Origin of the sequence: Aestuariibius violaceus, assembly GCF_040779325.2 — a bacterium.
GTDB classification, from domain to species: domain Bacteria; phylum Pseudomonadota; class Alphaproteobacteria; order Rhodobacterales; family Rhodobacteraceae; genus Aestuariibius; species Aestuariibius violaceus.
Window position 1 is genome coordinate 733,534 of the sequence record NZ_JBFONT020000002.1, and the last position, 26,164, is coordinate 759,697.

Consider the following 26,164-nt stretch of genomic DNA (forward strand, 5'->3'; position numbering starts at 1 on the left):
AGTCATTCAGCAGCGGCATCTCACTGATGTGGCTCGTACCAGCTGGCCAGACCTTCCTGAAGCTTGGCGCCGAGCTCTTCAGGCGTTTCGGCTCCCTTGATGGCGGCGACCGATGCGCCCCAGGTTTCGTTTTCCAGGTTGGGCGTGCCGCGAGACAGGATCTGGTAGGTGGAGCGGATGGTGGATTCACACTCGCTGCGCCAGCTCACGAACTCGGCCGCAAGCGGGTCTTCGATCTCGACCGGCGCCGAGGACAGCGGGAAGAACCCCGGCAGCGCGTTGGCAAAGATTTCCGCGAATTCCGGGCTGGCGACCCAGGCCAGGAACGTGCGCGCCGCTTCGGGATTGTCGGTCGCAGCGTTCATGCCGATGCCGATGTCGGTGTGATCCGAGATGTAGCATGTGTCGCCCGCAGCCTGAACCGGTGGCTTGAACGCGCCCATCTCGAAATCAGCGAGGTTGTTGAAACCGGACACTTCCCAAGAGCCAGCGGGATAGATCGCCGCGCGGCCCAGGGTAAAGATGTTCTGGCTGTCGGGATAGGTCTGTGCCTCGTAGCCGTCGCCCAGATACGCGCCCCAACGGGCCAGTGTCGCATATGGTGCGGTCCAAGCCTCGTCAGTCAGCTTTTGTTCACCAGCGATCAGCGCCTGGCGCCCCTCTTCGCCCTTCCAGTAGTTCGGGCCGATATTGTTGTAGCCCATGGTGGCGGCTTCCCACTGGTCGTTGGTGCCCATCGCCATCGGGATATAGGTGCCGTCTTCCTTGATGGTCTCGAGCGCAGCGAAGAATTCTTCTTCGGTCTCGGGCACGTCGATGCCCAGTTCCGCAAAGGCGTCCCTGTTGTAAATGAAGCCATGGATGACCGATGCCATCGGCACGCAGAACGTCGCGCTGCCGTCATCGGTCTGCCAGGCCGACTTGGCCACGTCTGAGAAGTTGCTCATCGCATCGAGATCGCTGAGGTCCGTCAGATGACCCGCGTCGTAAAGCGCCAGAGATGCGTCGAAGGGGCGGCAGGTGATCAGATCGCCCGCCGACCCGGCGTCGAGCTTGGAGTTCAGCACGGCGTTGTATTCGGCGGGGGCTGATGGAGTGAATTCGACCTTGATGCCGGGATGTTCGGCTTCGAATGCGGGGATGATCTGGTCTTGCCACAGCCTGAGGTCGTCGTTGCGCCAGCTTTCAATGGTCAGAGTGGCGTCCTGAGCATAGGCGCCCGTCGCCACAAGCGCCGTGGTGGCGAGAGCGAGTTTCAGAGTGTTGCGTGTCATAACTGACCTCCCAGATTGAATTCAGTGTCAGGCGTGTTGCGCCAGAGCGGCGCGCAGATTTCCTCCGGTTTGCCGAAGCATCTCGCTGGCGCGGTCCTGCGACACCGCTTTGGCAGCGATCAGGATCGCGGGTTTGACCTCGTTTTGCGCGGCATCCAACGCGGCCGCCGCCACGCTCTGCTCGACCCGGGCGATCTGGCACACGATGGATAGGGCCCGCGCGCGTAATTTCATGTTGTCGGCCCGCAGGTTGACCATCATTCCGTCATGTACGTGGCCAAGCCGGACCGCCATCAGCGTGGAGAGCATGTTAAGAGCGATCTTTTGAGCCGTCCCCGCCCCCATACGCGTGGAACCCGATAGGACTTCGGGCGGAGTGGTCAGGCAAACCGGGTGATCGGCCACGGTCAAGAGCGGTGTTCCCGGGTTGTTCGCAATCGCGACAATCGTCGCGCCATATGCCTTGCCCCGCCTGGCGGCGGCGAGGGTGTAGGGTGTCGTTCCGCTGGCCGATACAGTGATCAGCGTGTCGCGGTTCGTCACCCCGGCAAGTGCGGCTTCGAGCCCTTCGACGTCGTCCTCGGTATCGCCGGACATCTCTACCCCGGTCGGCAACCCGCCTGCCATGTGGATGCGCAACTGGGTGGCTGGGATCGAAAACGTGCCGCCCAGTTCCTGAGCGTCCGCGGCAGCCATGAGCCCGGACGAGCCGGCGGCAACGTAGTGCAGCGTGCCGCCGTTCGAGATGCTGCGCGCCATCGCGGCGGCAGCTACAGCAATCTGGGCGGTGGCTGCGCGCACGGCAGTGGCCGCCGCAATCTGCCCTTCGACCAACACGCTTGCGATGTCGACCGGCGCATCCGCGTCCAACCCCTTGGCCGTATCGTGCAGCGCTTCGGTCTGTGGCGTGGTCACGTGATTCCTCCAGGCGTTCTGATAACAATACCTTTATAATACCTTTTGTCTAGCATCTTTTGATCGACCGTCTATTGCCCGATCTGTGGGCGCATCTCTCCAAATTGGCCTTACTTAGGTCTTTCTTTTGCAAGAAGGGTATTATAATGGTATTTTATGATGAGAGCAGACCACACCCTTGTCGTTGCGGTTGATGGCGGTGGAACACGCTGCCGTATCGCCGCGTCGGATGGAGATCGAATGTGGATGGTCGAAGCCGGATCCGCGAATGCCTCAACCGATTTCGAGGAGGCACTCCATGAGATCAACACAGGACTCGAAGGCCTTGCCGAGCAGATGGGTTGCCCGGTCTCAGCGCTGCATGCTGCTCGCGCCTTTGTCGGTCTTGCCGGGGTAACCGGCCCTGCCATCGAAGGCCGCCTGCGCAGCGCCCTTCCCTTTGAACACATGCGCGTCTCGGATGACCGAGAGGCTGCAGTCCGCGGCGTTCTGGGAACGCGCGATGGCGTTGTCGGCCATTGCGGCACAGGGTCGTTCTACGCCCGGCAGCTTGGCGGTGCCGTGACGCTTGCGGGCGGTTGGGGTCCAGTGCTGGGGGATGAAGCCTCTGCGCAATGGGCAGGGCGATACGCATTGCGCCTGACACTTGAGACGGTGGACGGACGCCTTCGGCCTTCACCGTTGTCGGCACGTCTGCTTGACGATTTCGAGGGCGCGGCGGGCATCGTTGGCTTTGCCGCCAAGGCGCGCCCATCGGATTTTGGCGAGCTGGCGCCCCTGGTCACTGAGTATGCCGCCCGACAGGATGCCATCGCCTGTCAGATTATGCAGCGCGGCGCAGACGAGATTTCACGCGCATTGCGTCATGTCGGCTGGCGCCCCGGGCTTGCCGTCTGCCTGACTGGCGGCATCGGGCCCCATTACGCCCCCTTCCTTGCGCGGGACTTGCGCACCGATCTGGCGCAGGCCGAGATGGAACCGCTGGACGGTGCCATCGCGCTGGCGCGGGACCTTGCGCAGGAGATCGCAAATGACCGCAATTGAGTTTCTTCGCCCCGATGCCTGGCTGTCCGACAATGGCGGACCGCGCTATGCCCAGCTGCGCCGTCGCCTCGAAGAAGGCATCACCTCGGGAATTCTGCCGCCGAATTCGTCGCTGCCGCCCGAGCGCGAACTGGCGGAGATCACGGATGTATCACGGGTGACCGTGCGCAAGGCGATCCAGGAATTGGTGCGTGACGGATTGATCGAACAGCGCCAGGGGTCAGGCACCTTCATACGCGAGCCCGTCGCACGGCTGGAGCAATCGCTTTCGCACCTGACCTCGTTCACTGAAGACATGGCGCAGCGCGGAATGGAGACGACCTCCAAATGGCTCGAACGCGGCGTGTTCGCCCCGACTGAGCAGGAGGCACAGGCCCTTGGCCTGAGCGAAACGGATGAGGTCGCTCGGATCTATCGCCTGCGTGAAACGGGCGGGCGGCCAATGGCGCTTGAGCGTGCCTCTCTGCCGCTGGATATCCTGCCCAATCCGCTTGAGGTCAAAACCTCACTTTACGAGGTGCTGTCACAGCGCGGCCTGCGTCCCGTTCGCGCCGTTCAGAAGATCTCCGCCATCAATATCGAGGCGCGCGAGGCCGATCTTCTGAGCGTCGTCGAAGGCGCGGCAGGGCTTAGCATTGAACGCACCTCGTATCTCGACAGTGGGCGGGTCGCCGAACTTACGCGCTCTCTTTATCGTGGTGACGCCTACGATTTCGTGGCTGAACTGCGCCTTTGACACGCAAAAGGCATTCCGACATGAGCACTGAAACCACAAAGATGCGCGTCGAGATCCTTGAGATACCCGACGCCATAAGTCGGCTGTTGACGAAAGGTGGTGACGCGATCGCCGCCGCCGCAAAAAGGGCGCGGGAGGCCGATCCGAGATACCTGATCTCTGTCGCGCGCGGGTCATCCGACCACGCCTGCACCTACCTCAAATATGCCAGCGAACTGATCCTTCGGCGGCCGATGGCCTCTGTAGGTCCCTCAGTCAATTCGATCTACGGGGTCGACTTGGACGCGCCCGACGCGCTTTGCCTTTCGGTGTCTCAATCGGGGCAAAGCCCGGACATCGTGCGCATGACCGAAAGCCTGCGGCGCAGCGGTGCCCTGACCGTGGCGATCACGAATAATGACGGCTCTCGACTTGCCAAGATCGCAGGCGCCACCCTTCCGATCCACGCCGGACCCGAGTTGAGCGTTGCGGCAACCAAGACCTTCGTGACATCCGTCGTGGCGGGGCTTTGGCTGATCGCGGAGATCAAGGGCGACGCAGACCTCGCCGCCGCGATCCGCGCCCTTCCCGAGAACCTGTCCGCCGCAACCCGGTGCGACTGGTCCGACGCGGCCGCTGCAATCGACGGCTCCTCCCTTTTCACACTGGGGCGCGGGCCGTCCTGGGCGATGTCGAACGAGGCCGCCCTGAAGTTCAAGGAAACCTGCATGATCCATGCAGAAAGCTATTCCTCGGCCGAGGTCCTGCACGGTCCCGTTTCCATCGTCGGGCAAAGCTTTCCGGTCATCGCCTTCGCCGCTGCCGATCCGGCAGAGGCTAGCGTGGCCGAGATCTCGGACGTGTTGGCACACAAGGGCGCGCGTGTCTTCACGACCGCCCGCGGCGCCAAAAAGGCCCATGAACTGCCCTGCATCCGCACTGGGCATTGGCTGACGGACCCGATCACCGCCATCGTGTCCTTCTACGGCATGGTAGAGGCAGTCGCGACCGGTCGCGGCATCAATCCCGATGCGCCCCGTCACCTCAAGAAAGTGACCGAAACGATATGACCCAGGCTGTAGCAGTCTATCGAAATGGTCTCATCTTCGATGGTCGTTGCCTGCGCGAAGGCCATGCGATCCGCTTTGAAAACGGCGTCCTCACCGCCTTCGGGCCGGCCGCGGACGTGCCGCAAGACGGCGAGGTGGTCGATCTTGCCGGTGATATCATCAGCGCGGGCTACGTCGACTTGCAGGTCAATGGTGGCGACGGCGTCATGTTCAATGAGGATCCGTCCCAAGGCGCGCTGCACCGGATCGCGGCGGCGCACCGTCAGCTTGGCGTCACCGTCCTCTTGCCGACACTCATCACGGACACCGCTGACAAGTCGCAGGCCGCGATCGCCGCAGCCATCGATGCGGTCCGCGCGGGCACGCCCGGCATTGCCGGTCTACACCTCGAGGGACCCCATCTGTCGATCTCACGGAAAGGCGCCCACGATCCGGCGCTCATTCGTCCAATGGAGAAGGAAGATCTCGATGCCTTGCTGGCTGCGGCCGAAGCGCTGCCGGTTCTCAAGGTCACGGTTGCCCCCGAGAATGTGACAGAAGCCCAAGTCGCCGCCCTCTCAAAAGCTGGCGTGCTGGTCTCCTTAGGCCACACGGACGCCGACTTTGGCACCTGCTGTCGTTACTTCGCCGCCGGCGCGCGCTGCGTGACCCACCTGTTCAACGCGATGAGCCAGCTTGGCAATCGCGAACCCGGGCTGGTTGGTGCAACCCTGGCAACGCGGGCGATTTCATCCGGTTTGATCGCCGATGGGGTGCATGTGCACCCCGAGAGCATGCGCACGGCTTGGGCCGCGAAGGCGGGGCCGGGTCGCATCTTCCTTGTCAGCGATGCAATGGCCGTTGCAGGAACGGATCGCACGACCTTTGAACTTGGAGGACGGGAGATTTCGCGCAAAAACGGGACGCTGACCCTCGCCGATGGCACGCTGGCCGGAGCGGACCTCGACCTGACGACGGCAATTCGTGTGTCGGTCGAGAAGGTAGGACTCCGATTGCACGATGCCCTTCAGGCAGCGACCAGCACCCCGGCAGACTTGATTGGCAGGCCAATTGTCGATCTTAGTCCGGGAGCAGCAGCGCTTTCAGACTTCATCCGTATCTCTCAAGACTTACGCGGAGTGTCAGTTTTGAGCTGAGTGTGACGCGGGAAGGCTGCTCTCACATGTGCCAGATGACAAGATAATTGAAGACTTCGAATGGTTGGACTCACGGCTGAAGCGAATTGTGCTTCAACAAGCTGAAAAAATCTGCCGTGCCGCCACAAGCTACGACATACTCGCAGAGAGCTTTCCGGCCCTCATCGACATCACATCAGCCCAGCTTCGGTTACGCCGTTTATCAATGAGGCTGAGGTACAGATAGCCACGCCAAAGACCTCAATGCGTACCAATACGGGTGTTGCTGGGTGGTAGACTTGTTTTGGGCGGGTATCTTTGGGGACGACCGTATCCCGGTGGAGCCCGCCAAGTAATCGTTGTCATTCCCTGCAAAAAGACCCACGCGGTGCGGTCTTCCTGTCATCCAATACAAGTAAGCGTCTGGAACGACCGCTACGCATATTTGGGCATATTCGAAGACCGACCTTTACAGCGCAGTGATGATCCAACGGATCGTCTGCTCCAGCACGTCGGCTGATGTCTGTTCGAAACCAGCGATGATGGCGGGGGTTGATGTATCGGGGATGGGGACGGAACTGGCGAAGGTTTGGGTTGCCAAGATCCGGGCGTCACGTTCACGGACCAGCCGGACCGTCAGGCGGATCTGGACCGAATTGGTGCCGGTTTCAGGGGCGATGCGTGTCTCGAAGCCGGTGAGATCACTGACGAGGGCGACGTCGCCGGACGGGCCGAGCGGACGGCGGCCGACGAAGCGGAACGCATTGGTGGCAAGGAGCGCCTCGACAAGCGCGGTCTGAAGCATGACCGGAGCCGGCTCGCTCCACCTTGCATCTGGAAGATAGGCGATCTGGCTGGGTGTGGGACGGATCAGGATCCGGTCGGTTCCGACGGCCCCGCTGGCGGTGGGGACTTCGATGATCAGTTGCGTCGACCGGGTGGCGCGGGCAACGGGGATGTCGTCGGGCGGGCGCAGTTCATAGACGTTTTGGGGTTCCGCTGCCCGGTCGAGGGCGGCGATGGCTGTGCAGCTGGCAAGACCGGCCAGCACAAGGCTGAGAAAGAGGGATCGGGCGAGCACGGTCATCTTCTGTAGGTAGGCTCCTGACGGCCAAGGAAGTAGCGCGCCGGGTCGCGTTCGATCCGGCGGACAAGGGTTTCGAGGTTCGCGACAAGCGTGCGCGTTTCAAGCGCCAGACGAGAGTATTGCGGCAGACCTTCGGCCGCGAAGGTCCGCAGGGGCGGCCCGAGCTGTGCGGTGGTGCTTTCCAGCTGGGCAAAGGCGGAGTTCGCGCGTTCGGTTGTCTGACGAAGTTCGCCGGTGATCGCGGGGATATCGTCACTGACGGAGCCGATGGCCTCTTCCAGACGCGCGAAGGTGGCCTGGAGGCTGGTCACCATCTCGCCGATCTCGTCGTTCAGGACGCGGTCGGCGGAGGTAAAGGCGCCTTCGGCCGCCGAGAGCGCTGCATCGCCCGTTTCGAGCGCGCTGTTGATCCGGCCAAGCGTGTCGTTCGCGTTCTCGAACGTGGTCGAGACCATCTGCAGGGTCGAGGAGAGGTTTTCCGTGATCTCATCCGCCCGTCCGGCCGCGGCGGAGAGATCTGTGCTGACCGTGTCGATTGCCTGCGCAGCTCGTTCTGTCGCGGAGCGGATATCGGTCAGGATCGCCGGCAGATCCTCCTCGGCGACGGTCGCTGCCGCGTCCACGACCCTACCGGCATTCGTGATGAGCTGGCGTGTCTCCTGAACGAGGGCGGTCCCGTCGCCTGCGATGAGCGTATCGATCTCGGTTGCTGCCGACAGCACAGCCGACGACGCCGCTGAGACGTCGGCAAGCATCTGATCGGTCGTCACGATCGTTTCTTCGATCTGCCTCAGGCGTTCGGTCGCGACCTGGCCGGTCTGGCGGAATTCGTTCAGGGTTGCACTTGCATCATCGCCGATCCGCGTCGTCTGCTCCCGCAGGGCAATCATGGTCTGATCAAAGTCCTCAACGGCACGGGAGAGATCTTCGTCGACAAACACAGCGACCCGATCAAGGGCCTGGCGCCCGCTTTCTAGGGCTGCATCGCCAACATCAAGCGTCGTTTCGGCACGCATTGCGAGATCTCCGATCTCGGCAAGCGTCCGGTCGGCCGCAGTCAAAGTGTCTGTCACCGTCTCTGAGATTGACGCGAGCCGGTCCGTAAAAACCCTGATGTCGCTTGTTGCTGTCGCGATCGTCTCGCTCACCGTCGAAAAGTCCTGCATCGCCTGTTCGAAACTGGCGGAGGACGCTTCGACATTGGCAAGGATCGCGGTCACCCGCTCCTGGTTTACGGGGCCGAAGACTTCGGACAGGCTGCGCGTGAGGTCGAGAACATCGTTGAGGATCTCGGGCGCGTCTTCGGTGAGGACCTGAATGGTCGAACGCCCCGCCTCGATCGTCGGGATCGGGTCATCCGAGGCATCGGCCAGAAGCGGGTCGCGTGGATCCCCCGACGAGATCCCGACAAAGGAAACGCCGGTCACACCAAGCGTTTCGATCGTGGCAATGCTGGAGGTGCGGACGGGTGTCGTCGCGTCGACCTCGAGCCGGACGAGGATGCCCCCGCTTTGCTCGGGGTCCAGAGTGACATCGACGACCTGACCGACGGGCAGACCGCTGAAGCGGATTTCTGACGCGTCAGAGAGACCCGAAACGGATGTGAAGAGGACGTCGTAATAGGCAAATTGCCGGTCCAGCTCGACCCGTGCAAACCAGAGGAAGAAGCCGAGAAGGCCCAGGAAGCCCGCCAGAGTGAAGATGCCGATCAGCAGATAGTTGGCACGGGTTTCCATGAATTAGCTGTCTTCCGCTGATTGATCCGGGGCCGGTTTGGTGCTGACGGCCCGCGCCCGAGGGCCATTAAAGTATTCCTGGATCCAAGGGTGCCCGATTTCGCGCATATCCTCCAGTGTGCCTGTCGCGTAGACATGCCGCTCGGCAAGAACAGCCACCCGATCGCAGACAGAATAGAGCGTATCGAGATCGTGGGTGACCAGAAATGTCGTGAGCCCAAGGGATCGAGAGAGGTCGAAGATCAGATCGTCGAAGGCAGCCGCACCAATGGGATCGAGACCAGCGGTCGGTTCGTCCAGAAAGACGATTTCGGGGTCGCGGGCGAGCGCGCGGGCAAGACCTGCCCGTTTGCGCATCCCGCCCGATAGAGAGGACGGATACTTGTCGCCTGCGTTCCAGGGCAGGCCGGAGAGCGAGACCTTCAGCCGGGCGAGCGCCTCTTTCGTCTCGGCCGTCAGCCCCTCGATGGCATGGAGGGGAACCTCGACATTTTCCACGACGGTGAGGGAGGAAAAAAGCGCGCCGTCCTGGAACATGACGCCGACGCGGTCGGAGAGTGCTTGTCGTTCGGCTTCGCTGGCGCTTTGCATATCGAGCCCGAGCATCCGCACGGACCCCGCCGCGGGGGTCAGGAGCCCCGCAATCGATCGCAGGAGGACGGACTTTCCAGTGCCGGAGCCGCCCACAACGCCAAGGATCTCGCCACGATAAACATCCAGATTGAGGTTCTCGTACACAACGTGGCTGCCGAATTGCGCCTTGAGGTCCCGCACCTCGATCACCGCTTCGCTCATGATCAGATCCCCATCTGCTGAAAGAAGATGGAGAAGAGCGCGTCGGCCAGGATCACCGCGAAAATGGCGGCGACGACGGCTGCTGACGTTTTGCGCCCGAGCGATTCCGTGGTGCCGCCCACGGCCAGCCCCGCCTCACATCCGATGACGCCGATCAGGATCGCAAACACTGGTGCTTTCACGACGCCAACGAAAACGTGGGAGATATCGGTTCCCTCGATCAGGCGGGTCGTGAACATGGCCGGGGATATTCCGAGCTCGATCCAGGACATGAGTGCGCCACCGAAGAGGCCCGCAGCGTTGGCCACGAGCGTCAGGATGGGCAGCATCAGGATGAGGGCGAGGATGCGCGGGACCACCAGCGCATGGGCCGGATCGATGCCAAGCGTCTGCATCGCGTCGATCTCTTCCCGCATCTTCATGGATCCGATTGCCGCCGTGAAGGATGAGGCGGTTCGTCCCGCGACAATGATCGCCGTGAGAAGAACCCCGAGCTCGCGCAAGACCGAGATTGCGATCAGGTCGACGACAAAAACCTCTGCCCCGAACTGGCGCAACTGGGACGAGCCCTGGAACGCGAGGACGACGCCGATCAGGAAGGCCATCAGAGCCACGATGGGAACAGCGCGGAGACCCACATCCTCGCAATGGTGCACGAGGGCTGTGAGACGGAAGTTCCGGGGCCGGATGACCGACTGCCCGAGCCGCGCAATAAAGAGGCCCAAAAGACCCAGGATCGAGGCAAGGGTTTCACCGCGCTGCGCGACCTTCTCGCCCAACCGCGTCAGGAACATGCGGAGCCCGTGGGGCTTCACCGGGCGTGGATCGGCCTGAGGGCGCCCCTTGCGGATCAGATCCAGCACTTGCGCGGTTTCCGGATTTGCGCCTGCGATGTCGATTTTATCCGGCAGTCGATGTTCCGTCTCGAGGATGGCCCAAGCGATACTCGTGTCGATGCGATCGGTTCGCGACAGGTCAAAGGTGACGGGGTCGTCGGCCGCGAGCGTGGCGAGGTGCGCCTGAACCTCAGGCAGTTGCTCGATGCCGAAACGGCCGATCAGTGCAGCCTGCGTCCTATCGCCCAGCGCGGTGATCTCGACGGTGCCCGCGCCGTGATTGGCGAGCCGATCCATCCCGATCCCTGTTGCATCGCTGCTGATCGCCTGTCCCCCCACTACCCTGCCGACGGCGCGGTCGCAGAACCCGTCTGTTCGGATTGAGCCAAAGCAGCACGAAAGCGCAATGGGGGAAAGAGCGGTAGGACTTCAAGACTTTCAAGTCCGGGTTTTCCCTGACCGGGATTCTCCCGACTTCCCGGTTTCCATGGAAAACGGTCTTCTTCCCGCTGCAGCGTCATCGGCCAAGGGGGGTTAGCGATGTCTGTAGACCTGATGTTGAATGATCAATCGCGGTGTCAGCCAGCCCTGCCCGGCAAGGCATCTGTGGCGAGCTTGCCTGCCCTCGATGCCCTGTTTGCAGCTGCTGCGTCTTTGAAGAGCCTTTGTGGGGGCGACACGCTCGCCCGACAAGGGGAAACCGCTCAATCACTCCACAAAGTGGTGCGGGGGTTGGTGCGGGTCTGCATCTACACGGAGGATGGAGATCGCAAGATCGTCCGTTTTGCCGCTCCCGGCGCGATCCTCGGCCTGACAGATCACGGAGAGTGGTCCTACACGCTTGAGGCGGTGGGACCTGCAGCAGTCAGTGTCTTAGCCCGGACGCGTTTCGAGCAGGAACTGCGCCGAAACTCCGCACTGCGAGAGGATGTTTGGGCCGGTCTGACAGAGGAGATCGCCGCCCGCGATGCGCTGCTCATTCTGGTGACATGCACTCATGCGGCTGAGCGTGTGCTGGCCTTCCTCCACTACTTTGCGGAAGGACGGGATGCAGCCGGTTTCGTCGAACTGCCGATGGGGCGTCACGATATCGCCGACTACCTCGGCCTGTCGATGGAGACCGTGAGCCGCGCTTTCTCCTCTCTTCGTGATTGCGGTGCGATCGAGCTGAAGGGGCCGTCTCTCTACAGGGTCTTGCACCATGCCGCCCGAACCGAGCAGCACGCGGCCTGAAGGCTGCAGACCCAGACCGATGGAGTTGTGACCAGGCGTTCTCTCGCGATCAGGTGCGGCGTGATGATGACCAGCTCAGGCATGGAAGAGACGACCGACACCGAATGCAATCAATGCCGCGCAGCCACCGATTAGAAGCGTCTCGATCGCGGTGCGCCACCATGGCCTGACCGACCAGCGGCTTCTGAGTGCGCCGATGGCGAAGAACACGGCAAACGTTGCGACGATCGATACCTGGAATGCGTTGGTCAGGCCAACGAGAAACGGCAGGAGCGGCACAAAACCGGCGAGGATGAAAGCGCCGAAGGTGGCGAGCGCAGCCTTCAGCGGTGCGGGCGGCGTTGGCGAGACGCCGTATTCGTCGACCAGCATCAGGTCGATCCAGGCTCGTCTGCGGCTGGCGATGGCGGAGGTTGCAAGCTGAAGGTTTTCGCCCGAGAGGCCCTTGGCCTCGAGGATCTGGCGAAGCTCTTCCCTCTCGCCGTCCGGGGCTTCCGCGATGTGGCGCTGTTCGATGGCGCGCAGACGCTCAACATCTTCGGCTTCGGCCTGGGTTCCTGTGAAGTTGCCGGCAGCCATCGAGAAGCCGTCGGCCAGGACGTTGGCGATACCAAGCGCGATGATGACGTTGGTGGAAAGGCCCGCCCCCTGAACTCCCGCGACGATGGCAAGCGTGGTGACGGCGCCATCAACACCGCCATAGATGACGTCACGAAGATGGCTTGGTGATTTGACGCTGGCCAAGCGTGCGGCGATCTCGTCTGGGCTGTGTCCGTGTTCTAGTTGTTTTGGCTGGCGTTTTGCTGACTCGGTCTTGGGCATCAGGGTGTGGTCCTCCTTTCTCGAGTTTGCTGTTGCAGAGTTTTGAATAGCTCCGGCCCAACAATGAGCGGCAGGGCGAGCAGTAGGATGGGCGCCCATTCGTTCCAGCCAAGCGGAACCGTCCTGAGAAGCGTCTGGAGCGGCGCCCAGTAGACTGCGAGCATCTGCAGCCCGAGGCTGATCGAGAAGGCCGCAATCAGGATCGGATTAGAAAGCCAGCCGATCGACCAGTTGGGCTGAGTCAGTGAGCGGAAAGCAAAGACGCTCACCTTCTCGAAAATGACCATGCCGGTGAAAGCGGCTGTGCGGGCGATATCGGTTCCGAGCGGCAGGAAGGTGTAGAAGATCCAGAGGCTCGCCGCGCCGGTGTAGAGGCCGAAACTGGCGATGAGGAACGCGCCTTTTCGGCCGAGGATCGGCTCTTCCGGCTTTCGTGGCGGACGCTGCATCTGGTCGCGTTCGGATTTCTCTAGCCCAAGCGCAACGGCGGTCACGCTATCGGTGATCAGGTTCATCCAGAGAATCTGGGTGGCGAGAAAGATAAGCGGGCCACCGAGGAGCAGGTTGGTTACGATTGCGATGACTTCCCCCGCGTTGGAGGACAAAAGGTAGCGGACGAATTTGCGCAGGTTGTCGAACTGACGTCGCCCCTCGGCGATGGCGTTGACGATAGTCGCGAAGTTGTCGTCGAGAAGGACGAGATCTGCTGCGTTCTTCGAGACATCGGTCCCGCGGATGCCCATCGCGATGCCGATATCAGCTCGCTTGAGCGCCGGTGCGTCGTTGACGCCGTCACCCGTCATCGCGACAATCTGATCATTTGCCTGAAGGGCCGAAACGATGCGCAGTTTGTGCTCGGGCCGGGTTCTGGCGAAGAGCACGTCGTCGAGAAGCCGCTCCTGAAGTTCGTCATCGCTGAGCGCGTCCAGGTCGGTGCCTTCGATCGCGTAGGGCGTGCCGAGGCCGATCTTGGCGGCGATTGCCTGGGCTGTGAGCTTGCTGTCGCCGGTGATCATGATGACCCGGATGCCTGCACCCTTGGCTCCGCGGATGGCCGCCGAGATTTCCGCCCGCGGGGGATCGATCATTCCGACGAGGCCGAGGAAAGTCAGGCGCCGCTCGTCCAGATCATCCGTTTTCGCGTCTCGGGCGGCCAGTGCCAGGACCCTCTGACCGCCAGCGGCCATGTCGGCATATGCCTTTTCGATGGCCGCCCTGCCCTCCTCGGTCAACGGCTGCGACCCGGTCTGCGTCGCAACCGCATCGCACCGTTCGAGCAGGACCTCGGGCGCCCCTTTGACATGAAGTCGAAGCCCCTCGTCCGATCGCGCCAGAACGCTCATCCGCTTGCGCTCGCTCGTGAATGGCTTTTCGCCAACGCGGCTTTCGGGCGGCGGTGCCTCGGTCCATCCCTTATAGGCGAGTGTGACAAGGGCCCCTTCCGTTGGGGCGCCGATCATCGTCCAGCGCGGTCCATCGCGGTCGAGTTTTGCGTGGGTACAGGTCAGGGCGGTGTCGAGGAGTTGCCCGAGGACGGGGTCGTCTGCCGCGCAGATATGGCGGCCCTCCCTTTCGATATGGCCAGCCGGATCATATCCGGTGCCTGTGACTGCATAATCCCCTTCAAGCGTCCAGATGCGTGTCACCGTCATCTGGTTTTCCGTGAGCGTTCCAGTCTTGTCCGAGCAGATCACGGATGCAGCGCCCAGCGTTTCAACCGCCTGAAGGCGGCGTGCGAGGGCCTTCTTTCGGGCCATTGCGGACGCCCCGAGCGCGAGGGTGATGGTGACCACGGCAGGCAGCCCTTCCGGAACCATCGCGACAGCAAGCGAAAGACCGGTCATGAACATCTCGAACAGGTCGCGTCCGACCAGAAGACCAATGGCGATGACCCCGCCTGCAATGATCAGCGCCGCGATCCCGAGTTGCCCTGCGAGCTGGCCCAGGCGCTTCTGGAGATTGGTCTTCTTCTCGCCGATGGCACCGGTCATTTCGGCGACCTTGCCAAAGCGGGTCGTTGTCGCGATCGCCGTCACCACGCCCTCAGCCCGGCCCGAAACGACGGGTGTACCGGCAAAAAGCGCTCCGTTCTCATCAGGCCCATCCGGTATCTTGTCGACGGGCACGGATTCCCCTGTCAGAACGCTCTCGTCCGCGGCAACATCGATCCCGACGACGAGCCTTAGATCTGCGGGAACGGTTTCGCCGGTGGACACGATGACGAGGTCACCAGGAACAAGCTCGCGCGCGGGGATCATCACCTCCTTGCCGTCGCGAACGGCAACGGCCTGGGGCGACAGCATCGACCGAAGCGCGTCGAGTGCCGTTTCGGCCCGCCATTCCTGGACGAAGCCCAAAATGGCGTTGAGGATCAGGACGAGCGCGATAGCAAGCGCATCGATCTCTTCTCCGAGTGCGAGGGCGATGACGGCGGCGGCAGCGAGAATGAGGACGAGCGCACCGCGGAACTGCCGCAGGATAATGATCACAGGCGATGGCGGTTTGACTCGCGGCAGCTCGTTCCAGCCGTGGACTTCGCGGGCCGCTGCGACCTCGGCTGCGGACAGGCCGACGGGGCGTTGGAGGTCTCGGTTATCCGCATCCATGTGGGTGATGTCCTGACCCGGCTTTGTGATCGGCTAACGGATCGAACCGCGTCTGTATTTGCCGTGGGTCAATACCGTCCGGGAAAGGTTACCCTATGATACCGTAAAATCACTGGAGGGAGGCGATAATGTCCACGAAGGAAGTGAAGGCTGCTCCGGCATCTGCCGCTGCGGCGCAGAGCGTTGGCGATCAGGGGACAGAAGATGCGGTGACGCTTCGGACGATGGGGTTTGGGGCCATGGCCGGCGTGGGAACAACCTGGGTCGAAGTGTTGAGCGACATGGGTAGCGAAGTGCTGTCTTTCGTCGCAGACCGCATCAAGGAGGATGTGAAGACGCAGCATGAGATCCTTCACTGCAAGGATGTCGGGGAGCTGCAGCGCATCCAAGCGGAGTTCATCCAGACCGCCATGGATCAATACGCGACCGAGACCGGCAAGCTGGTCGAGATGAGCCAGAAGCTGCTGCGTGCTCCTGCGACGGGCAAGGATGGATCCCAGTAGATCGGGATCCTAGCCGAAGACGTAGGTGCCCGGTGCGGCGGCGTATGATTTGGGCGGGTCGATTGCAACCGACCGCTTCGCGCCGCTGCTTTCCGTGAGCCATGCAGACCAGGCGGGCCACCAAGATCCGTCAATTTCTTCCGTCTCAGAGAGCCATCGCTCGGCACTTCGGTAAGGCTTCCCCTCTTTCTTCTCGCTCAGCCTGTAGTGACGCCTTGGATGTCCCGGTTCGGACAGGACACCGCCGTTATGTCCGCTTGCCGTGAGGCAGAAGGTGACATCCGTGTCGGTCAGGAGATTGATCTTGTAGACGGATTCCCAGGGCGAGACGTGGTCGGTTTCAGTGGCGAGTGAAAAGATCGGTGCACGGATATCGGTCAGCGCGACGGGGCCGTCAGCCACTTCGAACTGGCCGCGGGCGAGCCGGTTGTCGAGGAACATTTCCCGCAGGTACTCGGAATGCATCTGCGCGGGCATGCGGGTGGTGTCGGCGTTCCATGCCATGAGGTCGTTCATCGCCGTCCGCTCTCCGAGAAGGTAATGGCGGATCACGCGGCTCCAGATCAGGTCGTTGGAACGCAGCATCTGGAAGGCGCCGGACATCTGATCAGCGCGCAGATAACCCTGCATCGCCATGATATCCTCAAGGAAGGCGACCTGGCTTTCGTTGATGAAGAGCGACAGTTCACCGGCCTCGGTGAAATCGACCTGCGCGGCGAGGAGTGACAGCGTTTTGAGACGGGCATCGTCGTCGCGGGCCATGGCGGCAGCCCCGGCCGCAAGGAGCGTTCCACCGAGGCAGTAACCGACCGCATGCAGGCGGTCATCGGGCGTGGGTGCGATGGTATCGATTGCGGCGGCGAGCCCAAGATCGAGGTAGTCCTGAAGTCCAAGATCGGCATCTTCCCTGCCCGGGTTCTTCCAGGAAATGACGTAGACCTCGAACCCTTGATAGAGAAGGAACGCGACAAGGGAATTGTGGGGCGAGAGATCGAGGATGTAGTACTTCATGATCCAGGCCGGGACGAGGAGGATCGGTTCGGCGTGAACCGACGCCTTCGCCGGTTTGTAGCGGATCAACTCGATCAGGCGATTTCGGAAGACGACATCGCCTGGTGTGGTCGCGATGGTTTCGCCGACGCGATAGTCGGGATGCGGGCGATGGGCTCCGGCAACGACCTGGTTGACGTCATCCAGCCAGTGCCGAAGCCCGCGAATGAGGTTCTGCCCGCCTTCTGCCTGGGTCTGCCCGACGACGTCGGGGTTCGTCAGGGCCGTGTTTGAGGGTGACAGCATGTCGAGCGTCTGGCGTGCGGCAAAGGACACGATCCGCTGGTGGGCGGGATCAAGGCCGTCGATGGGTGCCGTGGCCTCCTCCCACCAGTCCTGCTGCAGGAGGAACCAGTTGCTGAGGAGGTTGTATGGCAGAGAGTTCCACCCCTCGCCATGGAACCGTTTGTCAGCGGCGCGTCTGCGGTTGCTTTCGGCGCTTTCGTATCCTGTCGCTGCCATCATGGCAGCATTCCAGGCCTCCCATGCGTTCTCCCAAGCGTGTTGGGCGAGCTTCATCCGCCGCTCGGGCGATCCCATCAGATGCAGGCTCCAATCGAGCGTCGCTGTCGTAAGGGCCGCCGGAGAAAGACCGCCTGTGAACCGGCCCATCGCCGCGTGGACGACGGTGTCGAGATGCGGCCTTTGGGCTTCTGCGAGCGGCTGGGCTTGCGTTTCGTCCTTCATTGGGGGGTCTCCGAAAAGGTCGTTCGCTCAAGGATCAATGCGCCATCCGTCAGTTCGTCGCTGGGATGCTCGACGACTCGGTCGCCCTCGGTCAACCCGGCAGTGACCGCGGCGAAGCGGGCATTGCGCCGCCCAAGCTCGACCCAGATGCGTTCGACGCGGTCATCGCTGGTACGGAAAACGGCCCAGTCGTCGCCCACGCGAAACGCCGCGCTGAGAGGTATGAGAAGTGCGTCCTCTTCCTCGTATTCGACGATGCGGAGGAAGACTGCGAAGTCATGCCCCAGCCCGGCCCTTTCGACCGCGGGCGAGGTGATCTCGAAGATGGCATCCACCCGCTGCTCTTCGATCCCGAGGGCCGAGACCTCGGTTCGTGCCGCGGGCTCGATCTTGGTCAGCCGAGCTTCCAGATGAGGGCCGCCCCAACGCTCGATCGACGCCCTCGCCTGATCGGGAAGGCGCACGGCATCCGAGGATAGAAGATCGGCCACTATCTCAAGCTTAGCTGGATCGCCCACGGTCAGAAGCCGGTTGCCCGCAGAAACAGGTCGCTCGCTGATCGTGTCGATGGCCAGAACAACGCCGTCTGACGGCGCGTATATAGGCGTGCAGCAGGCCGGATTCTGTCCAAGCTCTGATGTTTCAACCAGCGCTGCTTCTGCCCGTTCCAGGCTGCTGCGCGCCTGGGTAATCCGTGCCTCGGCCGCATCGAGGGCAGCATTCGCGACAGCAAGCCGTTGCTGGGCATCCTCAAGCTGGGTGAGAGAGGCAACGTTGCGATCCAAAAGCCTGCGGATACGATCATGCTGCGATTGCGCGTAGGCCCGGTCTTCCTCAGCACGCACCTTTTCAGTTTCGGCAACGTGAAGGCTCGCCTCGGCCTCGCGCACGGCGGCTTCGGATTGAAGGCGGGTTCGGGTATCCAACAAGCCGGGCGAGACGGGTTCGACACGCGCAACGACGGTCTCACCCGAGATCACGGGATCGCCAACCTCGACCGGCGAACGCTGCGCCACTCCGGTTATCGGCGCCGCGACCTCGAACATATCGACGACGCGCGTAACGCCATCGACATCGACCGTGACGACGAGCGGACCGCGGGAGACCTCGTGCAGATCGACCGGAACCGGTTCTGGCCGGACAGTGACATAGATCAGGCCGCCCGCAATTGCAGCAGCGAGCACCCCAAAGACTATGTTCCGACGGGTATGGGCCATCGCGTCACTCCCTAGTTTTCATGACCGAGACAAGGTTGATCTGATCCAGCCTGCGACGGACGATAAGAACGGATGCAAGTGCGGCAAGCAGGACAATGAGGCTTGCTGAAGAATAGGTTGATAGGTTCAGGACCAGCGGGATCGAATAGAGATCGCTGGTGAAACTGTCGCTCATAAGCTTGGCGACACGCCAGCCGATCCACCAGCCGACGGGCTGCGCAATGATGGCGAGCAGCATGATCTCCCCGACGAGGACGTAGCCGACCTCGCCCCGCGTGAAGCCGAGGATCCGCAGGCTGGCCAGTTCGCGGGCGCGTTCGGACAGCTGGATCCGTGCGCCGTTGTAGGAAACACCGACCGTGATGAGGATGCCGAGGATCGCGTAGATCGTCGTGGTGATCAGGATGCTCTGGCTGACCGTGTCCTGAAACCCCTGCCGGTTCTCATCCATCATCGCGTAGCCGGCAAGTAAGGGCAGATCCTTCAGGCGATCCTGAAAGGCGTCGCTTTCGCGGCCGTCGATCGTGACATTGATGACCGAGATCTGCGGCGCCTGCTGAAACAGGCGATCCGCCGCCTCCTGATCCATGTAGGCGCCGAGGCCGAAGTATTGCGTGACAAGGCCAGTGACCGGAAGCGAATAGGTGCCCTGGCGGTTGCCGAGGAATTCGACCTCAACCAGATCGCCGGGTCGTAACGCCAGTTGCGCGGCAAGACGTTCCGACAGCATGACGCCCTCCGGCGGGGCGTCGATGATACGGCCGTCTGCATCGACGATGCGGCTTAGGTCGTGACCGGGGCGGCGTGCCTCAATCGCGGTACGCTTTTCCCGATGTTCGTTGCGGAGCACGGCGGTCAGATACTGCTGCCCTTCCACCTGTAGCACACCGGGCAGGCGGCGCGCATCCTCAAGCACGTTCTCCGGCATGGAATCGTTGAAGAACAGGACTGCGTCCTGCCGATTGGATTGATGGAAAGCCGTGTCGATGATGACATCGAGCGAGTCCGGAAAGAAGTTCGACGCCACCAGGATCGACACCGCCAACGCCATGCCCAGAACGCTCATCGCCGCGCGGACGGGCCAGCGGATGAGGCTGCGCAGGATCATCATCGTGGGCTGGGTCAACCGGATCGAGGACAGGGTGCGGTCAAGCCAGTTGCGGTGGAACTTCGGCGGCGCGGGCGGCGACATCGCGACAGCGGGCGACAGGCGTGCCGCCCGCAAGGCCGCGCGGACCGCACCGGCCGACGCCGCGGCGACCCCGATGATCCCGGAGACCAGGTAGATGTTCCACGACACGTTGTAGACCAGATATGGGAAGTCGAAGAAGTTGGCATAAAGCTCAGACAGCCCGAAGCTAAGCCAGCTTCCGACGGCCCAGCCGATACCCACTCCGACCACAGCCACAAGACCCGCCAGCATGAGGTAATGAAGCGCGATCGTCACGTTGGTGTAGCCCAGCGCCTTGAGGAGGCCGATTTCAGTCCGCTCAAGCGTGACGATCCGTCCCATCACCATGTTTACAAGGAACACCGTGATCCCCAGAAAGATCGGCGGCAGGACATAGGCGATTGTCTGGAGCTGCGTGATCTCGCTATCGATGAACGAATTCGAGACCTGTTCGGACCGGTCGATCGCCCCCCACGTGCCGTAAGGTTTGAGGAGGATATCGATCTGGTCGATCACCGGTTCGGCCGGAAAGCCGGGGCGCAGCTTGATCGTGAGATTGTCGAAGGCGCCCGTCCGGTCGAGAGCCGCGGCGAGGGGCCGCTCAGGCATCCAGACAATCCCGAAATCCTCGCTGTCGGGGATCAGGCTTCCCGGCCCGATCGTGTAGATGAATTCGGGCGACAGCGCCCATCCCGTCACGGTGAACTCTCGCTCGGTCCCGTTCAGGTTGGCGGTGAAGGTGTCCCCCGGCCAGAGGTCATTCTCCTCGCCGAAAGGCTCGTTGATCATCACCTCATTCGTCGCTTGCGGATCGGGCCAGTTGCCGCGGCGCAGTAGCGGCACGTTGAGAAGCGGTTCACCGACTTCGGGCAGCGAGGTGATGTAGGCAACGGTCGCCGGGATCTTGCCAGGAATGTCGAGCGTCGCGTAGGTCGTCACGCGCGCTTCCGCGGCTGAGACGCCCTCGACGCCTCGGATCGCTTCCAGCAGGGACTTGGGCACGCTGCGCGCATCGGCGAAGACATCGGCGAAGCGGTTGCGTTCGTAGTAAGTGTCACGTGTCTCTTCCAAGGCCCGCGACATACCGAAGGACATCAGGAGGACCGCAACACCGGCCGCCATCACCAGAGCGATGGCCAGGAATTGCGGCCAGAGCCGTCCGAAATCGCGCAGGAGCTTTTTGTCGAGCGCGTCCATGGTCACCACGTGATGTCGGCGGGGGCCAGACGTTCCGAATTGACGTCGACGTGGTTGATGCTGCCATCCTGAAACCAGATGACGCGATGGGCCATCTTCCGAATCTCGGCGTTGTGGGTGATGACGACGGTGAGCGTGCCGAGGTCGTCATTCACCTGCCGCAACACCTCGAGCACCTGAATCCCCGTCTTGCTGTCGAGCGCGCCGGTCGGCTCATCACAGAGCAACACTTCGGGACGCTTCGCGACAGCCCGTGCGATGGCGACGCGTTGCTGTTCGCCGCCCGAGAGTTCCGCCGGGAAGTGATCGAGGCGGTGCGACAGCCCAACGAGATCAAGAGCCTCTGCCGCAGGCATCGGGTTGCGGGCCACGTCGGTGACGAGTTGCACATTTTCGCGGGCGGTTAGGCTGGGCACCAGGTTGTAGAACTGGAAAACGAACCCAACGTGATCGCGCCGGAACCGGGTGAGACCGCGATCGCGGAGCCCCGTCAGTTCCAGATCGCGGAACCACACGCGGCCCTCTGTCGCGTGATCAAGGCCGCCAAGGATGTTGAGGAGCGTCGACTTGCCGCTGCCGGAGGGGCCGAGAAGGACCGTCAATTCGCCCGCATAGAGTTCCAGATCGACGCCTGCCAATGCAAAGACCTTCACCTCGCCGGTATCGTAGACCTTGGTGAGATCCTTCGTGCGGAAAACAGTTTCACCATTGGCTTCCATCATCCGGTCGGGCCTGGCCGTGAGAGAAAGCTGCCACCGCGGGGCGAAAGACGGATGGCGGATCCCTGCATTGGCATAGGCGCCTCCCCTCCTCTTCTTTCTGTATTGAGCGTTCGGTCCTGCTTCGAAGTATCGCGGGAATGGCCGGCAGGATTTGAGACGTGTCAAATCCGACGTGCGCATCGCGTGGGATGAAGGGAAAAACCAATCAAAAACGGAGATCTCCCATGCTCGATGCCCTCCCGAAGACGATGAAAGCCGCTGTTGTACCATCGCTCGGCGCCCCGCTTGAGATCCGCGAGGTTCCGGTGCCGGAGATCGGACCGGGAGAGGTGCTTGTCCGGGTGCGGGCGTCGGGGGTCTGCCATACGGATCTCCATGCCGCCGAAGGCGACTGGCCGGTGAAGCCGGAGCCGCCTTTCATCCCCGGCCATGAAGGGGCCGGAGAGGTTGCCGCGCTTGGCAAGGGCGTGACGCATCTGAAGGAAGGCGATCGGGTCGGCGTGCCGTGGCTCTACACCGCTTGCGGCCGGTGCGAGCATTGCTCGGGCGGATGGGAGACGTTGTGCGAGAGCCAGCAGAATACCGGTTATTCGGTCGATGGCGGCTATGCCGAGTTTGTCCGCGCCGATGCCAATTTCGTCGGGCACCTGCCGGATAACCTGGAGTTCGGGACGGCCTCACCCGTCCTTTGTGCCGGTGTGACGGTCTACAAGGGCTTGAAGGAGACGGAGGTACGCCCTGGTCAATGGGTCGCGATCAGCGGGATCGGGGGGCTTGGCCACATGGCGGTTCAATATGCCAAGGCGATGGGGATGCATGTGGTGGCCGTGGATGTGGCTGACGACAAGCTCGACCTGGCCAGGGCATTGGGCGCGGACGTGACAATCAATGCGGCCAAGGTCGATCCTGCCAAAGAGGTCGCAGCCCATCTTGGCGGCGTTCACGGCGCCCTCGTGACCGCCGTCAGCACCACCGCCTTCGCCCAGGCGACCGGCATGCTGCGCCGGCATGGCACGATGAGCCTTGTCGGCCTGCCGCCCGGCACCTTCCCGCTGCCCATCTTCGACGTCGTACTGAAGCGCCTGACGATCAGAGGATCGATCGTGGGCACACGGCTCGACCTGACCGAAGCGTTGGCCATCGCCGGAGAAGGCATAGTTCAGACGCATTTCGACTGGGATGAACTCGAGAACATCAACGATATCTTCAGCCGAATGAAAGCGGGAGAGATCACCGGGCGGACCGTCCTGCGCATCTGAGTCGCAAGATCTGACTACAGAACATCGACACCACGCCATTCGGCGGGGTCAGGAGGCTGTTCCCTCCCCGTTAATCCATGACATACTGAGATCGAACCGCAATCCCGCGGACAACCCGGATCGCATTGACCAAGCACCAGATGAACGATCACGAAAACCCGGCAATCTCTGGGACATCCCTGCTTGAACTGATCATTCAAACAGCGCCCGATGCGATAGTAACCGCCGATGTTCACGGCAGAATCCTGAGTTTCAGCCCCGCCGCGGAACGCATCTTCGGCTATGACGAGACCGAGGTGACGGGCCAAAACCTGACCCGCCTCATGCCGGAGCCTTATCGCTCGCACCACGATGGCTACATGGCGCGGTATCTCGCAACCGGCGAGAAGAAGATCATCGGCATCGGACGCGAGGTCAGGGCTCAACGCAAGAGTGGTGACATCTTCCTGGCCGAATTGGCGGTCGGGGAGTTGAAGATAGGGACGTCGCACGTCTTTACGGGCTTCATCCGCGACGTCACCGACCGGGCGGAGGCAGAAAGCCACGCACGCGACCTGCAGCGCAGGCTTGACCGGGTTGCCCGAATCCAGATGCTGGGCGAGATGTCCTCTGCCCTCGCCCACGAGATAAACCAGCCGCTTACCGCGATCTCGAACTTCGCCAATGCCGCGCGGCGATCCCTTGACGGGAAGACGCCGGATCTGGAGCGCGTTGCGGATCAGGTCAAAACCATTGCCGAGCTTGCCGTTCACGCGGGTGAAGTCATCCGGCGGATGCGCCAGATGATCGACCGCGGCAAGGCGGAGATACGGCCCGAAAACATCAATGAGATCATTGAGGAAGCCGTTCGCGTCGGGCGGGTGACAAGCGCGTTTCACGAACCTGAGATCGAATTGGACCTGTCCTTCGATCTTCCCCCTGTGATGGCTGACCGAATCCAGATCCAGCAAGTGCTGATCAATCTGATGAACAACGCCTACGAGGCAGTGACGGGTGATGAGCAACCGCTACGCATCATCTCGGACCTGACGAAGACGAATGACCGGATCATCCTCAAGGCCGGGATCACCGCGTCGGAAGTGCAGGTTTCTGTCGTGGATACTGGCCCCGGAATCGATCCGGAAATCCTCGACTCGATCTTTGATCCGCTGGTGACAAACAAGTCTTCCGGCCTTGGCGTGGGCCTCGCGGTCTGCCGGTCGATCATCGACGCCCATGGCGGGCAGATCTGGGCCGTCAACGGTCCCACCGGCGCTGAGTTTCACTTTACGCTTCCGACCGTCGGCCATGGTCAGTGACCCAACCGAGATTCTGATCGTTGATGACGATCAGGCGGTGGCGGCCTCGCTCGAGGCGCTTCTGCAAAGCTGGGGATACCGAACTCGCATCTTCCAATCTGGCGAGGATCTGCTTGGATGCGCTGATCCGGGTGGAGAGTGTCTTTTGCTGGATGTGCGCCTGCCGGGTATCGATGGCCTGACAGTGCTGGAGGCGTTGCGGACGCGTGGGGACGTGATCCCGGTGATCCTGATGACCGGGCACGGGGATATCGATATGGCGGTCCGTGCGATGCGCGGTGGCGCGCAGGACTTCATCGAAAAACCCTTTCACGATAAGGATTTGATCGATCGAATTAAGACGGCCGTGGAGCTGGTTCAGCCCGAGGCAGAGTGCCGCGCCCGCCTGGCGAAGCTGACCCCGCGCGAGGCCGATGTGTTGCGGGAAGTCGTCGCCGGGCACCCCAACAAGATCATCGCCCACCGCCTTGGTATCAGCCCGAAAACGGTCGAACTGCATCGCGCGCGAGTGATGGACAAGACGATGGCGCGGAACCTGTCGCAGCTTATTCGGATCGCGCTTCGGGCGGGGGTTGAGGTGGAGGACGTGCCCTAGGGGCCCTCACTTCGCCTTGGGCCAGATTGCGCCCGAGACGATGTTCCACAGGGATGCGCGGCGGTATTTCTGGCCGCAAAACGGACAAACGATCGTTTCATGCGGCGGGACGAAGAGCGTCGTCTCGTCGTGGGGGCGGCGTTCGGTGCCCGAGCACCGGATCTCATCGCCCCGCACCTCCTTGACGAACGCGTCGTCCCGCATGGCCGGCTAACCGGCGGAGACGGCGATCTTCTGGGCCGCCTTGGTGAGTTCCGGCGGTTTGGGAAGCGTGACGGTCAGGACGCCGTCCTTGAAATCGGCCTTGACCTGCGACGGGTCGATCCCTGCCGGAACCCGGATCGCCCGTTCAAGCTTGCCGTAAGACCGTTCCACAACATGCCAGGTCTTGCCCTTGCTTTCCTCATCCTGATGCCTTTCAGCGCTGATCCGCAGGACATCGCTATCAAGAGTGACGTCGAGGTTTTCCTCAAGAACTCCAGGGAGTTCTGCGGTGATCTGAATGTCGGTCTCGGTCTCGCCGACATCGACCTTGAGCCCGATCGCCCCGAAGGTTCGGGCGAGGCCGGAGCGCCAGTTCATCTCGGGGTTCGAGAGGGACCGGAACATCCGGTCGATCTCATCCTGGAAGGCGCGGAATGCGGGGGGAGACCACGCGGTATCCCCCTCTGCCCGCGGGGTTTCGGCGGCTGCCACCTTGTCTTTTTTCGACACCTTGATCCTCCTTTCGATCCTGCGGTGATGCTGTTCTATCGTGTCGACAGCTTAGCGCTTTTCCGCCGTCCGGGCGTTGAGCTTCGTCAACCGGGGCCACGCCCCCCGCCACAGGTCTGAACGGATGCTGAAGGGTGCGGACGGCGGGTGATGCGGGTTTGGCAAGGTGCCAGGGCGAATCGGCTGTTAACTCTCGCTCAACAAGGCTGATCGGGGCGTGGGCGTCCCGTCGGACTCCTGTCAGCATTCTGTCGGACACTTTTTCCCCCAGGGTCCGGGTTAACGCTGCGAACGGTTGCGGATGGCGCAACGAACCGCGAGACAATCGCTGTTTCTTCTTCAGATTGTTTTTCGGGATCAGCCGGACCCGGCTTGGCAAATCAAGTTCGACCACGAGCCTCTCTGCCCGAGTGCGGCGCCGGTGGGCGTTTGGCGAGAGGCTTTGGTGATTGACGCGACCTGACGCCCGCATTCGCGGCCGACCCGCATTCAGATTCTCGAAA

The 26,164-nt window shown here is 62.2% G+C and carries 23 protein-coding genes; 9 read left to right on the forward strand and 14 right to left on the reverse strand.

Annotated features, from left to right (window positions below; all coding sequences use genetic code 11):
- Nucleotides 1-20 precede the first annotated feature (20 nt).
- Both AADZ90_RS10830 and AADZ90_RS10835 read right to left on the reverse strand, forming a co-directional pair.
- Complete coding sequence (locus tag AADZ90_RS10830; protein WP_367310011.1) at nt 21-1,274, reverse strand: ABC transporter substrate-binding protein; 1,254 nt, start codon at nt 1,272-1,274, stop codon at nt 21-23.
- A gap of 27 nt (nt 1,275-1,301) precedes the next feature.
- The gene (locus AADZ90_RS10835; protein ID WP_367310012.1) at nt 1,302-2,189 is read right to left on the reverse strand and encodes an N-acetylmuramic acid 6-phosphate etherase; all 888 of its coding nucleotides are present in this window, start codon (nt 2,187-2,189) and stop codon (nt 1,302-1,304) included.
- Nucleotides 2,190-2,348: 159 nt separating this feature from the next.
- Here AADZ90_RS10835 and AADZ90_RS10840 point away from each other — a divergent pair, with 159 nt between their 5' ends.
- From AADZ90_RS10840 to nagA, 4 genes are read left to right on the forward strand one after another with little or no spacing between them, the layout of a single operon-like run.
- A complete protein-coding gene (locus AADZ90_RS10840; protein ID WP_367310013.1) occupies nt 2,349-3,233 on the forward strand; it encodes a glucosamine kinase nucleotide-binding domain-containing protein in 885 nt (294 codons plus the stop codon).
- A complete protein-coding gene (locus AADZ90_RS10845) occupies nt 3,220-3,969 on the forward strand; it encodes a GntR family transcriptional regulator (protein WP_367310014.1) in 750 nt (249 codons plus the stop codon). Before AADZ90_RS10840 ends, AADZ90_RS10845 begins: the two co-directional genes overlap by 14 nt.
- Nucleotides 3,970-3,989: 20 nt before the next feature.
- A complete protein-coding gene (locus AADZ90_RS10850) occupies nt 3,990-5,018 on the forward strand; it encodes an SIS domain-containing protein (RefSeq protein ID WP_367310015.1) in 1,029 nt (342 codons plus the stop codon).
- Nucleotides 5,015-6,154 (forward strand): N-acetylglucosamine-6-phosphate deacetylase, encoded by a 1,140-nt coding sequence (nagA, locus tag AADZ90_RS10855; RefSeq protein ID WP_367310016.1) that lies wholly within the window; start codon nt 5,015-5,017, stop codon nt 6,152-6,154. The genes AADZ90_RS10850 and nagA overlap by 4 nt, the downstream gene beginning before the upstream one ends.
- Before the next feature lie 448 nt (nt 6,155-6,602).
- Here nagA and AADZ90_RS10860 read toward each other — a convergent pair whose 3' ends face one another.
- From AADZ90_RS10860 to AADZ90_RS10875, 4 genes are read right to left on the reverse strand one after another with little or no spacing between them, the layout of a single operon-like run.
- A complete protein-coding gene (locus tag AADZ90_RS10860) occupies nt 6,603-7,220 on the reverse strand; it encodes an ABC-type transport auxiliary lipoprotein family protein (protein ID WP_367310017.1) in 618 nt (205 codons plus the stop codon).
- The gene (locus AADZ90_RS10865) at nt 7,217-8,956 is read right to left on the reverse strand and encodes an MlaD family protein (RefSeq protein ID WP_367310018.1); all 1,740 of its coding nucleotides are present in this window, start codon (nt 8,954-8,956) and stop codon (nt 7,217-7,219) included. Before AADZ90_RS10865 ends, AADZ90_RS10860 begins: the two co-directional genes overlap by 4 nt.
- Before the next feature lie 3 nt (nt 8,957-8,959).
- Nucleotides 8,960-9,751, reverse strand: coding sequence for an ABC transporter ATP-binding protein (locus tag AADZ90_RS10870; protein WP_367310019.1), 792 nt, complete (start codon nt 9,749-9,751; stop codon nt 8,960-8,962).
- A gap of 2 nt (nt 9,752-9,753) precedes the next feature.
- Nucleotides 9,754-10,884 (reverse strand): MlaE family lipid ABC transporter permease subunit, encoded by a 1,131-nt coding sequence (locus AADZ90_RS10875; protein ID WP_367310020.1) that lies wholly within the window; start codon nt 10,882-10,884, stop codon nt 9,754-9,756.
- 243 nt (nt 10,885-11,127) lie between these two features.
- Between AADZ90_RS10875 and AADZ90_RS10880 the strand changes: the two genes are divergently transcribed.
- Nucleotides 11,128-11,820 carry a Crp/Fnr family transcriptional regulator gene (locus AADZ90_RS10880; protein WP_367310021.1) on the forward strand — a complete coding sequence of 231 codons (693 nt, stop codon included), beginning with the start codon at nt 11,128-11,130 and terminating at the stop codon, nt 11,818-11,820.
- Between the two features lie 75 nt (nt 11,821-11,895).
- Here the strand turns inward: AADZ90_RS10880 and AADZ90_RS10885 are convergent, their stop codons facing one another.
- Together AADZ90_RS10885 and AADZ90_RS10890 are read right to left on the reverse strand one after the other, a co-directional pair.
- A complete protein-coding gene (locus AADZ90_RS10885; RefSeq protein ID WP_367310022.1) occupies nt 11,896-12,642 on the reverse strand; it encodes a VIT1/CCC1 transporter family protein in 747 nt (248 codons plus the stop codon).
- Nucleotides 12,642-15,248 (reverse strand): cation-translocating P-type ATPase, encoded by a 2,607-nt coding sequence (locus AADZ90_RS10890; protein WP_367310023.1) that lies wholly within the window; start codon nt 15,246-15,248, stop codon nt 12,642-12,644. Before AADZ90_RS10890 ends, AADZ90_RS10885 begins: the two co-directional genes overlap by 1 nt.
- 128 nt (nt 15,249-15,376) lie before the next feature.
- Here AADZ90_RS10890 and AADZ90_RS10895 point away from each other — a divergent pair, with 128 nt between their 5' ends.
- Nucleotides 15,377-15,751 carry a phasin family protein gene (locus AADZ90_RS10895; RefSeq protein WP_367310024.1) on the forward strand — a complete coding sequence of 125 codons (375 nt, stop codon included), beginning with the start codon at nt 15,377-15,379 and terminating at the stop codon, nt 15,749-15,751.
- A gap of 9 nt (nt 15,752-15,760) precedes the next feature.
- Here the strand turns inward: AADZ90_RS10895 and AADZ90_RS10900 are convergent, their stop codons facing one another.
- The 4 genes from AADZ90_RS10900 to AADZ90_RS10915 are packed head-to-tail and all read right to left on the reverse strand — an operon-like array spanning nt 15,761 to nt 21,795.
- The gene (locus AADZ90_RS10900) at nt 15,761-17,488 is read right to left on the reverse strand and encodes a PHA/PHB synthase family protein (RefSeq protein ID WP_367310025.1); all 1,728 of its coding nucleotides are present in this window, start codon (nt 17,486-17,488) and stop codon (nt 15,761-15,763) included.
- Nucleotides 17,485-18,705 carry an efflux RND transporter periplasmic adaptor subunit gene (locus tag AADZ90_RS10905; protein ID WP_367310026.1) on the reverse strand — a complete coding sequence of 407 codons (1,221 nt, stop codon included), beginning with the start codon at nt 18,703-18,705 and terminating at the stop codon, nt 17,485-17,487. Before AADZ90_RS10905 ends, AADZ90_RS10900 begins: the two co-directional genes overlap by 4 nt.
- Before the next feature lie 4 nt (nt 18,706-18,709).
- On the reverse strand, nt 18,710-21,073 hold the full coding sequence (locus tag AADZ90_RS10910) for an FtsX-like permease family protein (protein WP_367310027.1): 2,364 nt from the start codon (nt 21,071-21,073) through the stop codon (nt 18,710-18,712).
- Between the two features lie 2 nt (nt 21,074-21,075).
- Entirely contained in the window at nt 21,076-21,795 is a 720-nt protein-coding gene (locus tag AADZ90_RS10915; protein ID WP_367310028.1) for an ABC transporter ATP-binding protein, read from the reverse strand.
- A 224-nt stretch (nt 21,796-22,019) separates the two neighbouring features.
- Here AADZ90_RS10915 and adhP point away from each other — a divergent pair, with 224 nt between their 5' ends.
- The 3 genes from adhP to AADZ90_RS10930 all read left to right on the forward strand — a co-directional run bounded on the left by adhP (nt 22,020) and on the right by AADZ90_RS10930 (nt 24,947).
- Nucleotides 22,020-23,054, forward strand: coding sequence for an alcohol dehydrogenase AdhP (gene adhP, locus AADZ90_RS10920; RefSeq protein WP_367310029.1), 1,035 nt, complete (start codon nt 22,020-22,022; stop codon nt 23,052-23,054).
- Between the two features lie 140 nt (nt 23,055-23,194).
- Entirely contained in the window at nt 23,195-24,352 is a 1,158-nt protein-coding gene (locus tag AADZ90_RS10925; protein ID WP_367310030.1) for a two-component system sensor histidine kinase NtrB, read from the forward strand.
- Nucleotides 24,342-24,947, forward strand: a complete 606-nt coding sequence (locus AADZ90_RS10930) for a response regulator transcription factor (protein ID WP_367310031.1) — start codon at nt 24,342-24,344, stop codon at nt 24,945-24,947. The genes AADZ90_RS10925 and AADZ90_RS10930 overlap by 11 nt, the downstream gene beginning before the upstream one ends.
- A gap of 6 nt (nt 24,948-24,953) precedes the next feature.
- On the opposite strand, the gene AADZ90_RS10935 is transcribed toward AADZ90_RS10930, so the two are convergent.
- The gene (locus AADZ90_RS10935; protein WP_367310032.1) at nt 24,954-25,151 is read right to left on the reverse strand and encodes a hypothetical protein; all 198 of its coding nucleotides are present in this window, start codon (nt 25,149-25,151) and stop codon (nt 24,954-24,956) included.
- 6 nt (nt 25,152-25,157) lie between these two features.
- Complete coding sequence (locus AADZ90_RS10940; protein WP_367310033.1) at nt 25,158-25,661, reverse strand: Hsp20/alpha crystallin family protein; 504 nt, start codon at nt 25,659-25,661, stop codon at nt 25,158-25,160.
- Between the last annotated feature and the right edge of the window lie 503 nt (nt 25,662-26,164).

Excerpts from the sequence above, each read along its gene's own strand:
- AADZ90_RS10840 (WP_367310013.1), top strand. The coding sequence starts at position 2,349 with ATGAGAGCAGACCACACCCTTGTCGTTGCGGTTGATGGCGGTGGAACA.
- AADZ90_RS10885 (WP_367310022.1), bottom strand. The coding sequence starts at position 12,642 with ATGCCCAAGACCGAGTCAGCAAAACGCCAGCCAAAACAACTAGAACAC.
- AADZ90_RS10935 (WP_367310032.1), bottom strand. The coding sequence starts at position 25,151 with ATGCGGGACGACGCGTTCGTCAAGGAGGTGCGGGGCGATGAGATCCGG.
- AADZ90_RS10915 (WP_367310028.1), bottom strand. The coding sequence starts at position 21,795 with ATGATGGAAGCCAATGGTGAAACTGTTTTCCGCACGAAGGATCTCACC.
- AADZ90_RS10895 (WP_367310024.1), top strand. The coding sequence starts at position 15,377 with ATGTCCACGAAGGAAGTGAAGGCTGCTCCGGCATCTGCCGCTGCGGCG.
- AADZ90_RS10865 (WP_367310018.1), bottom strand. The coding sequence starts at position 8,956 with ATGGAAACCCGTGCCAACTATCTGCTGATCGGCATCTTCACTCTGGCG.
- AADZ90_RS10880 (WP_367310021.1), top strand. The coding sequence starts at position 11,128 with ATGTCTGTAGACCTGATGTTGAATGATCAATCGCGGTGTCAGCCAGCC.
- AADZ90_RS10925 (WP_367310030.1), top strand. The coding sequence starts at position 23,195 with ATGAACGATCACGAAAACCCGGCAATCTCTGGGACATCCCTGCTTGAA.
- AADZ90_RS10930 (WP_367310031.1), top strand. The coding sequence starts at position 24,342 with ATGGTCAGTGACCCAACCGAGATTCTGATCGTTGATGACGATCAGGCG.
- AADZ90_RS10910 (WP_367310027.1), bottom strand. The coding sequence starts at position 21,073 with ATGGACGCGCTCGACAAAAAGCTCCTGCGCGATTTCGGACGGCTCTGG.
- AADZ90_RS10830 (WP_367310011.1), bottom strand. The coding sequence starts at position 1,274 with ATGACACGCAACACTCTGAAACTCGCTCTCGCCACCACGGCGCTTGTG.
- adhP (WP_367310029.1), top strand. The coding sequence starts at position 22,020 with ATGCTCGATGCCCTCCCGAAGACGATGAAAGCCGCTGTTGTACCATCG.
- AADZ90_RS10875 (WP_367310020.1), bottom strand. The coding sequence starts at position 10,884 with ATGGATCGGCTCGCCAATCACGGCGCGGGCACCGTCGAGATCACCGCG.
- AADZ90_RS10860 (WP_367310017.1), bottom strand. The coding sequence starts at position 7,220 with ATGACCGTGCTCGCCCGATCCCTCTTTCTCAGCCTTGTGCTGGCCGGT.
- nagA (WP_367310016.1), top strand. The coding sequence starts at position 5,015 with ATGACCCAGGCTGTAGCAGTCTATCGAAATGGTCTCATCTTCGATGGT.
- AADZ90_RS10850 (WP_367310015.1), top strand. The coding sequence starts at position 3,990 with ATGAGCACTGAAACCACAAAGATGCGCGTCGAGATCCTTGAGATACCC.
- AADZ90_RS10890 (WP_367310023.1), bottom strand. The coding sequence starts at position 15,248 with ATGGATGCGGATAACCGAGACCTCCAACGCCCCGTCGGCCTGTCCGCA.
- AADZ90_RS10905 (WP_367310026.1), bottom strand. The coding sequence starts at position 18,705 with ATGGCCCATACCCGTCGGAACATAGTCTTTGGGGTGCTCGCTGCTGCA.
- AADZ90_RS10845 (WP_367310014.1), top strand. The coding sequence starts at position 3,220 with ATGACCGCAATTGAGTTTCTTCGCCCCGATGCCTGGCTGTCCGACAAT.
- AADZ90_RS10870 (WP_367310019.1), bottom strand. The coding sequence starts at position 9,751 with ATGAGCGAAGCGGTGATCGAGGTGCGGGACCTCAAGGCGCAATTCGGC.
- AADZ90_RS10900 (WP_367310025.1), bottom strand. The coding sequence starts at position 17,488 with ATGAAGGACGAAACGCAAGCCCAGCCGCTCGCAGAAGCCCAAAGGCCG.